The organism is Pseudomonas tehranensis, assembly GCF_014268615.1.
In the GTDB taxonomy this organism is placed as follows: Bacteria; Pseudomonadota; Gammaproteobacteria; order Pseudomonadales; family Pseudomonadaceae; genus Aquipseudomonas; species Aquipseudomonas tehranensis.
The window spans coordinates 39,334-49,433 of the sequence record NZ_JABWQV010000018.1; the positions used below are offsets into that span (position 1 = coordinate 39,334).

9 protein-coding genes and 1 pseudogene are annotated in these 10,100 nt (G+C 60.7%); 6 read left to right on the plus strand and 4 right to left on the minus strand.

The genetic code is table 11. The features are described 5' to 3' along the window. Nucleotides 1-58: 58 nt before the first annotated feature. Nucleotides 59-1,552, minus strand: a complete 1,494-nt coding sequence (locus HU811_RS06200) for an aldehyde dehydrogenase (protein ID WP_186654691.1) — start codon at nucleotides 1,550-1,552, stop codon at nucleotides 59-61. A gap of 243 nt (nucleotides 1,553-1,795) precedes the next feature. Between HU811_RS06200 and HU811_RS06205 the strand changes: the two genes are divergently transcribed. After that, the gene (locus HU811_RS06205; RefSeq protein ID WP_186654693.1) at nucleotides 1,796-2,158 is read left to right on the plus strand and encodes a cupin domain-containing protein; all 363 of its coding nucleotides are present in this window, start codon (nucleotides 1,796-1,798) and stop codon (nucleotides 2,156-2,158) included. A gap of 204 nt (nucleotides 2,159-2,362) precedes the next feature. Here the strand turns inward: HU811_RS06205 and rpmG are convergent, their stop codons facing one another. Both rpmG and rpmB read right to left on the minus strand, forming a co-directional pair. After that, nucleotides 2,363-2,518, minus strand: coding sequence for a 50S ribosomal protein L33 (gene rpmG, locus HU811_RS06210; RefSeq protein WP_003177274.1), 156 nt, complete (start codon nucleotides 2,516-2,518; stop codon nucleotides 2,363-2,365). An 11-nt stretch (nucleotides 2,519-2,529) separates the two neighbouring features. After that, nucleotides 2,530-2,763 carry a 50S ribosomal protein L28 gene (rpmB, locus tag HU811_RS06215; protein ID WP_003177273.1) on the minus strand — a complete coding sequence of 78 codons (234 nt, stop codon included), beginning with the start codon at nucleotides 2,761-2,763 and terminating at the stop codon, nucleotides 2,530-2,532. Between the two features lie 436 nt (nucleotides 2,764-3,199). On the opposite strand from rpmB, the gene HU811_RS06220 reads away from it, so the two are divergent. After that, entirely contained in the window at nucleotides 3,200-4,786 is a 1,587-nt protein-coding gene (locus HU811_RS06220) for an ABC transporter substrate-binding protein (RefSeq protein ID WP_186654694.1), read from the plus strand. Between the two features lie 139 nt (nucleotides 4,787-4,925). On the opposite strand, the gene radC is transcribed toward HU811_RS06220, so the two are convergent. Next, nucleotides 4,926-5,600: a RadC family protein gene (radC, locus tag HU811_RS06225; RefSeq protein ID WP_092395002.1), complete on the minus strand. Its 675-nt coding sequence runs from the start codon at nucleotides 5,598-5,600 to the stop codon at nucleotides 4,926-4,928. Nucleotides 5,601-5,745: 145 nt separating this feature from the next. Here radC and coaBC point away from each other — a divergent pair, with 145 nt between their 5' ends. From coaBC to argB, 4 genes and pseudogenes are all read left to right on the plus strand, one after another. Next, nucleotides 5,746-6,954 carry a bifunctional phosphopantothenoylcysteine decarboxylase/phosphopantothenate--cysteine ligase CoaBC gene (gene coaBC, locus HU811_RS06230; RefSeq protein WP_092452936.1) on the plus strand — a complete coding sequence of 403 codons (1,209 nt, stop codon included), beginning with the start codon at nucleotides 5,746-5,748 and terminating at the stop codon, nucleotides 6,952-6,954. A gap of 5 nt (nucleotides 6,955-6,959) precedes the next feature. After that, on the plus strand, nucleotides 6,960-7,415 hold the full coding sequence (gene dut, locus HU811_RS06235) for a dUTP diphosphatase (RefSeq protein ID WP_092394996.1): 456 nt from the start codon (nucleotides 6,960-6,962) through the stop codon (nucleotides 7,413-7,415). A gap of 251 nt (nucleotides 7,416-7,666) precedes the next feature. Then, nucleotides 7,667-9,070: pseudogene (locus HU811_RS06240) on the plus strand (phosphomannomutase/phosphoglucomutase); the annotation flags it as partial. 26 nt (nucleotides 9,071-9,096) lie between these two features. After that, the gene (gene argB, locus HU811_RS06245) at nucleotides 9,097-10,002 is read left to right on the plus strand and encodes an acetylglutamate kinase (RefSeq protein WP_092394989.1); all 906 of its coding nucleotides are present in this window, start codon (nucleotides 9,097-9,099) and stop codon (nucleotides 10,000-10,002) included. The last annotated feature ends 98 nt before the right edge of the window (nucleotides 10,003-10,100 follow it).

The following is a 10,100-nucleotide window of genomic DNA, read 5'->3' on the forward strand; positions in this document are numbered from 1 at the left end:
CTAAGTTGACTGAAACTCCGCTTTCGCGAGCAAGCCCGCTCCCACAGGTTTGACGCGGTTACAGCTTGATCCAGGTCGCCTTCAGCTCGGTGTACTTGTCGAACGCGTGCAGCGACTTGTCGCGGCCGTTACCCGACTGCTTGAAGCCGCCGAACGGTGCGGTCATGTCGCCGCCGTCATACTGGTTGACCCATACGCTGCCAGCACGCAGGGCCTTGGCGGTCAGGTGAGCCTTGGAAATGTCCTTGGTCCATACCGCCGCGGCCAGGCCGTACGGCGTGTCGTTGGCGATCTGGATGGCCTCCTCGGCGGTATCGAAAGCGATGACCGACAGCACCGGACCGAAAATCTCTTCCTGGGCGATTTTCATGGCGTTGCTCACGCCGTCGAAAATCGTCGGTTCGACATAGGTACCGCCGGTTTCTTCGAGGATCCGCCTGCCGCCAGCCACCAGCTTGGCGCCGTCGCTGTGACCGGCCTCGATGTAGGACAGCACGGTGTTCATCTGCTGGGTATCCACCAGGGCCCCGACATTGGTGGCCGGATCCAGGGGGTTGCCAGGTTTCCAGCCCTTGAGGGCTTCAATCACCAACGGCAGGAAGGTGTCCTTGATGGAACGCTCCACCAACAGTCGCGAGCCGGCGGTGCAGACTTCGCCCTGGTTGAAGGCGATGGCGCTGGCGGCGGACTCGGCGGCGGCTTGCAGGTCCGGGGCATCGGCGAACACGATGTTCGGGCTCTTACCGCCGGCTTCCAGCCAGACACGCTTCATGTTGGACTCGCCGGAATAAACCATCAATTGCTTGGCGATTTTGGTAGAACCGGTGAACACCAAGGTATCGACGTCCATGTGCAGAGCCAGGGCCTTGCCGACGGTATGACCGTAGCCAGGCAGCACGTTGAGCACGCCTTTCGGAATGCCAGCTTCAATGGCCAATGCCGCGATACGGATGGCCGTCAGCGGGGATTTTTCCGACGGTTTGAGCACCACCGAGTTACCGGTGGACAGCGCCGGGCCGAGCTTCCAGCAGGCCATCATCAGTGGGAAGTTCCACGGCACGATCGCGCCGACGACGCCCACCGGCTCACGGGTCACCAGGCCCAACTGATCGTGGGGGGTAGCGGCCACTTCATCGTAGATCTTGTCGATGGCTTCACCGCTCCAGCTCAACGCTTGAGCCGCACCGGGAACGTCGATGTTCAGGGAATCGCTGATCGGCTTGCCCATGTCCAGGGTTTCGAGCAGGGCCAGTTCTTCGGCGTTCTGCTTGAGCAGGCCGGCGAAACGGATCATCGTAGCTTTGCGCTTGCTCGGCGCCAGGCGCGACCAGACGCCGGAATTGAAGGTGGCACGGGCGTTTTCGACGGCGCGCTGGGCGTCGGCGACATCGCAACTGGCAATCTTGCCCAGCACACGGCCATCCACCGGGCTGAGGCAATCAAAGGTTTCGCCGGACACCGCTTCGGTGTATTCGCCATTGATGAAGGCACGGCCTTCAATGGTCAAGTCGCGGGCGCGTTGTTCCCAGTCGGCACGAGTCAGGGTGGTCATGCGTGTGTCCTCCTCTTATTGAGTACGAACGCCACGCGATGCGCAGCGCTCCAAGAATTCTGCCCGGCCAACCTGTTCCGGCACTGTTTTTGGCCTAGGGCACCCGCCACCCTAAACCAGCGGCCAGTAATGTTTCAATATATTTGACACAACGCTGGCAAACGGCCTTGCGATGTTCGTTTTAATAAACATAGACTTTGGCTCTTCCAGCCATTCGCGCCGTCATTAACGGGGAACTACCGCATGAGCATCCAGGACATCGTCGATTTCAGTCAGGCCAGTACCGCCGCCGAACGCTATCGCCCGGACGCAGCCAAGGTGCTCAAGGGTGATCCCGAACAAACGGTGTTCAACCACTACAGCAGCCCCTGCGGGCAAATGAACGCGGGCGTATGGGAAGGCGCGGTCGGCCAGTGGACGGTCAACTACACCGAGCATGAATACTGCGAAATCGTCCAGGGTGTTTCCGTGCTGCGGGACAATGATGGCAATGCCAAGACCCTGCGGGCCGGCGACCGCTTCGTGATCCCGGCGGGGTTCAAGGGCACCTGGGAAGTGCTGGAGCCTTGCCGCAAGATTTATGTGGTGTTTGAACAGAAGGCTTGAGGATTTGCATCGTTAGATCTGACCTCATCGCGAGCAGGCTCGCTCCCACAGGGAATTGCGCTTGCCTGAAACTCAGGCATTACACAGCTCCAATGTGGGAGCGAGCCTGCTCGCGATGAGGCCCCGACAGGCAACAAAAACCCGGCAACAAAAAAGGCCCGTATCTCGCGATACAGGCCTTTTTCGTAAGTCGGGAAAAATCAATTACTTGATTTTGCCTTCCTTGTAGATCACGTGCTTGCGAACAACCGGATCATATTTCTTGATCTCGATTTTGTCCGGGGTAGTACGCTTGTTCTTGTCGGTAGTGTAGAAGTGACCAGTACCGGCGCTCGAGATCAAACGAATCAATTCACGCATGATTAGCTCCCTTAAACCTTGCCATCGCGACGAAGTTCGGCCAGCACGACACTGATGCCACGCTTGTCGATGATACGCATGCCCTTGGCAGATACGCGCAGACGCACAAAACGTTTCTCTTCTTCAACCCAGAAGCGGTGATGCTGCAGGTTCGGCAGGAAACGACGACGGGTTTTGTTGTTTGCGTGGGAAATGTTATTCCCAGTCACCGGACCCTTACCGGTAACTTGACAGACTCTCGACATGCCTCAGCCCTCTAAAACCACATGCCCAACCCGGCATGGGTTGGCCGCTTAATCTCTCAGTCATTTGGCGCCAGGCGCCGCGTTTCTTTAAGGGTCTTACCGGCTACACCTACAGTGAAGGAACCGGGCCCCTAGAAAAGAGCGCTGCTTTATACCAGAAAGACCACAGCGCAACAACAGCCGGTGTGATTTGTCTTCGTTGGAAAGCAACGAGCAACACCCCCGAACGGCTTGGGCACAGGCTGGCGCCGCCTTTGACCGCTCGTCGCTGCAGGCCGGTTTTTTTTACCGATGCCGAGCTGGAGCCGTTAATACAGCGCCGCAGGGTGCCGGAAAATGCAAAAAGGGGATAGTCATTTTCCAGCGAGGCCACTAGGGTAGGCCTTTTCCAGACTGCACATGCAGATGGGCCTTCGACTTGCACAGGAAACCGACCATGCGCCTCGCTGCCCTCCCACTGTTGCTCGCCCCTCTGCTGATCAGCCCGCTGGCCCAGGCCGCCGCCCTGAGCGTTTGTACCGAGGCCAGCCCGGAAGGATTCGATGTCGTTCAATACAATTCGCTGACCACCACCAACGCATCCGCCGACGTGCTGATGAACCGCCTGGTGGATTTCGACACCGCCAGCGGCAAGGTCATCCCCAGCCTCGCCGAGAGCTGGGAAGTCTCGTCCGATGGACTGACCTACGTGTTCAAGCTGCGTCCGCAGGTCAAATTCCACCGGACCGAATACTTCACGCCGCGCCGCGATCTGACCGCCGAGGACGTCAAGTTCAGCTTCGAACGCATGCTTGACCCGGCGAACCCCTGGCACAAGATCGCCCAGAGCGGCTACCCCCACGCCCAGTCCATGCAGCTACCGAGCCTGATCAAGAAAATCGACGCGCTGGACCCGCTGACCGTGCGCTTCATCCTCGATCATGCGGATTCGACCTTCCTGGCCACTTTGAGCATGGGCTTTGCCTCCATCTATTCGGCTGAATACGCCGATCAGTTGATGAAAGCCGGCACGCCAGAAGCACTCAACAACCAACCCATCGGCACCGGCCCGTTCATTTTCAACCGGTTCCAGAAAGACGCTTCGATTCGCTACAAGGCCAACCACGACTATTTCGCCGGCAAGCCCCAAGTGGATCCGCTGATCTTCGCCATCACGCCGGACGCGAATGTGCGCCTGCAAAAACTGCGGCGCAACGAATGCCAGATCGCCCTGTCACCCAAGCCGCAGGACGTCCAGGCCGCCAGGCAGGAGCCGACGTTGAAAGTGGCGCAGACCGACGCCTTCATGACCGCGTTCGTGGCGATCAACAGCCAGCACCCACCCTTCGACAAGCCCGAGGTTCGACAAGCCATCAACCTGGCCTTCGACAAGGCCAGCTACCTCAAGGCCGTTTTCGAGGGCACCGCCGAAGCGGCCAAGGGCCCCTACCCACCGAACACCTGGAGCTACGCCAAAAACTTGCCCGGCTACGCCCATGACCCGGCCAAGGCCCGTGACCTTCTGGCCAGGGCCGGTTTGAAGGACGGCTTTCAGACCACCATCTGGACCCGCCCTTCCGGCAGTCTGCTGAACCCCAACCCCAGCCTGGGCGCGCAGCTGCTGCAGGCCGACCTGGCGCAGATCGGCATTCAGGCCGAGATTCGCGTGATCGAATGGGGCGAACTGATCCGTCGCGCCAAGGCCGGGGAACATGACTTGCTGTTCATGGGCTGGGCCGGCGACAACGGCGACCCGGACAACTTCCTCACGCCGCAGTTTTCCTGCGCAGCGCTCAAGTCCGGCACCAACTTCGCCCGCTACTGCAACCCGGACCTGGATAAAGTGATCAGCGCCGGCAAGACCACGAGCGAGCAGGGCGTGCGCACCAAACTCTATGAGCAGGCCCAGGCGCAGATCCAGCAACAGGCCCTGTGGCTGCCCTTGGCGCACCCGACCGCGTTCGCCCTGACCCGCAAGGATGTGCAGGGCTACTCGGTCAGCCCGTTTGGGCGGCAGGATTATTCGAAGGTCAGCCTCAAGTGACCACTGCCCCACAGAGCCCCCCTGTGGGAGCAAAGCTTGCTCGCGATCACGTCGTTACATACAACACTTCTGTTGGCTGTAAAACCGCTATCGCGAGCAAGCTTTGCTCCCACAAGGGATTATTCAAGCCTGACCGCGCCTACATCCACCCATACTCCGCCATCGACAGCGGCTCACCATCGCCAACAATGAAGTGGTCAAGCACCCGCACGTCGATCAGCTCCAGCGCCTCCTGAAGCCGCTCAGTGAGCAACCGGTCGGCCTGGCTGGGCTCGGTGTGCCCGGAGGGGTGGTTGTGGCACAGGATCAACGCTGCGGCGTTATGGGCCAGGGCGCGCTTGACCACCTGCCGCGGATAGACGCTCGCGCTATCGATGGAACCTCGAAACAAGGCCTCGTACGCCAGCACCCGATGCCGGGAATCGAGGAACAGGCAACCAAACACTTCATGAGGCTCGTGACGCAACATCGCCTTGAGGTAGTCCCGCACGGCCAGCGGACTCTCCAGCACCGAATCGCGCCGCAAATTTTCGGCCAGATGCCGACGCCCCATCTCCAGCACGGCCTGCAACTGCGCGAATTTCGCCGGGCCCAGCCCCAGTTGTGCGTTGAAGGTATGCAGATCAGCCTCGAGCAAAACCCGCAGGCCTCCAAATTGATGCAGCAGATGTCGCGCCAGGTCCACCGCGCTTTTACCCGACACACCTGTGCGCAAGAAAATCGCCAAAAGCTCGGCGTCCGAAAGACTCGCCGATCCCAACTCCAGTAACCGCTCCCGTGGCCGCTCGGCCACCGGCCAATCGCGAATACTCATAGCATCTCCCTGATTGTGGGCGCCGCTGTTCCGTAGCGGTCGCTGTGATATCGTAGCCCATCTTTTTTGCAGGCGATTTGCACCCAGGCAGGCTGCTGTCGAGGGGTTCGCCCTGCACTGACCATTGAAATCGAAAGGCAGGCCTATGCAGCGGCTGTATCGGAAACGCATCGTTCTGGGCGTCGGCGGTGGCATTGCCGCCTACAAGAGCGCCGAGCTGGTCCGCAGGCTTATCGACCAGGGCGCGGAAGTACGGGTCGTCATGACCCGCGGCGGCAGTGAATTCATCACTCCGCTGACCATGCAGGCCCTGTCCGGGCACCCGGTTCACCTGGACCTGCTCGACCCGGCGGCCGAAGCCGCCATGGGCCATATCGAACTGGCCAAGTGGGCCGATCTGGTGCTGATCGCCCCGGCCACGGCTGACCTGATCGCCCGCCTGGCCCAAGGTATCGCGGATGATTTGCTGACCACCCTGGTGCTCGCCACCGACGCCGTGGTCGCCGTCGCGCCGGCCATGAACCAGGCCATGTGGCGCGATCCGGCCACCCAGGCCAATCTGCAATTGCTCCAAAGCCGCGATCTGAAAGTCTTTGGCCCGGCTTCCGGCAGCCAGGCCTGCGGCGATGTCGGCATGGGACGCATGCTCGAAGCCAACGATCTGGCCCAGTGCGCCGCCGACTGCTTCCAGCGCCAGGCGCTGACCGGCAAGCATGTGCTGATCACCGCCGGACCGACCCAGGAAAACATCGACCCGGTGCGCTACATCACCAACCACAGCTCCGGGAAAATGGGCTTCGCCCTGGCCGAAGCCGCCGTGGAAGCCGGCGCCCGGGTCACCCTGATCACCGGCCCTGTGCATTTGCCCACCCCTGATCGGGTCACCCGCATCGACGTGGTCAGCGCCCGGGACATGTTGGCGGCCTGCGAAGCGGCCATCCCGTGCGATCTGTTCATCGCCTCGGCGGCGGTGGCGGACTACCGCCCCGAAGTCGTCGCCCCGCAAAAATTGAAGAAAGACCCTACGAGCGGCGACGGCCTGCTACTACAAATGGTGCGCAATCCGGATATCCTCGCGACCATCGCCACCCGCCCGGACCGTCCGTTCAGTGTCGGCTTTGCCGCCGAAACCGAGCACCTGCTCGATTACGCCGCGCGCAAGCTCAAGGACAAGAACCTGGACTTGATCGTCGCCAACGACGTCGCCAACCCGAGCATTGGCTTCAACAGCGAAGAAAACGCCTGCAGCGTGATCGATCGCCAGTTGCACGCCACCCTTTTCGCCCAGACCAGCAAGAGCAAGATTGCCCGCCAGCTGATCACTTTTATCGCCGAACGGCTGAACCAGGTTTAATTGACATGCACGCTCTACAAGCCAAAATCCTCGACCCTCGCATCGGCACCGAATTCCCGCTGCCGCAATACGCCACACCGGGTTCCGCCGGCCTCGACCTGCGGGCCATGCTCAAGCAGGACACCGTCCTGGAGCCAGGCCAGACCCTGCTGATCCCAACCGGCCTGTCGGTGTACATCGGCGACCCGGGCCTGGCTGCGCTGATCCTGCCGCGCTCGGGCCTGGGCCATAAGCATGGCATCGTGCTGGGCAATCTGGTGGGCCTGATCGACTCCGATTACCAGGGCGAACTGATGGTGTCGTGCTGGAACCGTGGTCAAACGGCGTTCAACATCGCCGTGGGCGAGCGCATCGCCCAACTGGTGCTGGTCCCGGTAGTCCAGGCGCACTTCGAACTGGTGGAAGAATTCGACGAGAGCCAGCGTGGCGCTGGCGGCTTCGGGCATTCCGGCAGCCACTGATCCAGCTGTTTCAGGCCGGGCGTCTCGCCCGGCCCATTTATTAAGCTTCTGTTTCAGGACGAAAAATGCGCACAGGCCGGCTGCAAGGTTTCCCATCCGGAATCAATGTATTAGGCGATAGAGGCCAGGTAACGCTGTCTCATGGCACTTTCCCACCGCGAACTCTCTGTCAAAAACGCCGTCATACCCTTCAGTTTGAGCCTGCCGACGCGAACCGCCGGCCTGTCCAGTCATTTTCCTGATAGAGCGCCCCGCCCATGAACACCCCAGCCGCAATCGCCCCGATCTTCCCTGACAGCATTTTCCGCGCCTACGACATCCGTGGCGTGGTGCCGGAGACCCTCACCGCCGAAACCGCCTATTGGATCGGCCGCGCCATCGGCTCCCAGAGCCTGGCGCAGGGTGAACCGAACGTGTGCGTCGGTCGCGATGGTCGCTTGTCCGGCCCCGAGCTGGTTGAACAATTGATCAAAGGGGTTGCCGACAGCGGTTGCCATGTCAGCGACGTGGGCCTGGTGCCGACGCCAGCGCTGTACTACGCCGCCAACGTGCTGGCCGGTAAATCCGGCGTGATGCTCACCGGCAGCCACAACCCGTCGAACTACAACGGCTTCAAGATCGTCATCGCCGGCGACACCCTCGCCAACGAGCAGATCCAGGCGCTGCACACCCGCCTCAAAACCAACGACCTGACCAGCGGCCAAGGCAGTATCACCAAGGTCGATATCCTCGAGCGCTACAACGACGAGATCGTCAAAGACGTCAAACTCGCCCGTCGCCTGAAAGTGGTGGTCGATTGCGGCAACGGCGCGGCCGGCGTGATCGCCCCACAACTGATTGAAGCCCTGAACTGCGAAGTCATTCCGCTGTTCTGCGAAGTGGACGGCAACTTCCCCAACCATCACCCGGACCCGGGCAAGCTGGAAAACCTGCAAGACCTGATCGCCAAGGTCGAGGAAACCAACGCCGACCTGGGCTTGGCCTTCGACGGCGACGGCGACCGCGTGGGCGTGGTCACCAACACTGGCAGCGTCGTGTTCCCGGACCGCTTGCTGATGCTGTTCGCCCGTGACGTGGTGGCGCGCAATCCGAACGCCGAAATCATCTTCGACGTTAAATGCACCCGCCGCCTGGTGCCGCTGATCAAGGAATACGGCGGTCGCCCACTCATGTGGAAAACCGGCCACTCGTTGATCAAGAAGAAAATGAAAGAGAGTGGCGCCCTGCTGGCCGGCGAAATGAGCGGCCACATCTTCTTCAAGGAGCGCTGGTTCGGTTTTGACGACGGCATTTACAGCGCCGCGCGCCTGCTGGAAATACTCAGCAAAGAGAAATCCTCGGCCGAAGAGCTCTTCGCGACCTTCCCGAACGATATTTCTACGCCGGAAATCAATATCCATGTGACCGAAGAGAGCAAATTCAGCATCATTGATGCACTGCACGACGCTCAATGGGGCGAAGGGGCCGAACTGACCACCATCGACGGTGTACGGGTCGACTATCCCCAAGGCTGGGGCCTGGTTCGCGCGTCCAACACCACGCCGGTGCTGGTCCTGCGTTTCGAAGCCGACAACGAAGCCGAACTGCAGCGCATCAAGGATGTGTTCCACACCCAACTCAAACGTGTTGCACCTGATCTTCAACTACCGTTCTGATTTTTGAAGCACCACCGGAGCCCTGAATGACCCTCGAACGCGAAGCCGCCGCCAATACCGCCAAGGTCCTGTCCGAAGCGTTGCCTTATATCCGACGCTATGTCGGCAAGACCCTGGTGATCAAATACGGCGGCAACGCGATGGAAAGCGAGGAGCTGAAAACCGGCTTCGCCCGCGACATCGTGCTGATGAAGGCCGTGGGCATCAACCCGGTGGTGGTGCACGGTGGCGGCCCGCAGATCGGTGACCTGCTCAAGCGCCTGTCGATCGAGAGCCACTTCATCGACGGCATGCGCGTCACCGACTCGCAAACCATGGATGTGGTGGAGATGGTCCTCGGCGGCCAGGTCAACAAAGACATCGTCAACCTGATCAACCGTCATGGCGGCAGCGCCATCGGCCTGACAGGCAAGGATGCCGAGCTGATCCGGGCGAAGAAACTCACCGTCACCCGCCAGACGCCGGAGATGACCCAGCCGGAAATCATCGACATTGGCCATGTGGGCGAAGTCGTCGGCATCAATACCGACTTGCTGAACTTGCTGGTCAAGGGTGACTTCATCCCGGTCATCGCGCCCATCGGCGTCGGCGCCAACGGTGAGTCGTACAACATCAACGCCGACCTGGTGGCGGGTAAGGTTGCCGAAGCACTGAAAGCCGAAAAGCTGATGCTGCTGACCAACATCGCCGGCCTGATGGACAAGACCGGCAAGGTCCTGACCGGCTTGTCGACGCAACAGGTCGATGAACTGATCGCCGACGGCACCATCTACGGCGGCATGCTGCCGAAGATCCGCTGCGCACTGGAAGCGGTACAGGGCGGCGTCGGCAGCTCCTTGATCATCGACGGCCGCGTACCGAATGCAATTTTGCTGGAAATCTTCACCGATACCGGCGTGGGTACGTTGATCAGCAATCGCAAGCGTCCGTAAGCGACACCCATAAAAAAGACCCCGTTCAACCTGGTTGAGCGGGGTCTTTTTTTACACCACTTTTTCAGATGATGCTTTTGTGGCGAGGGAGCTTGCTC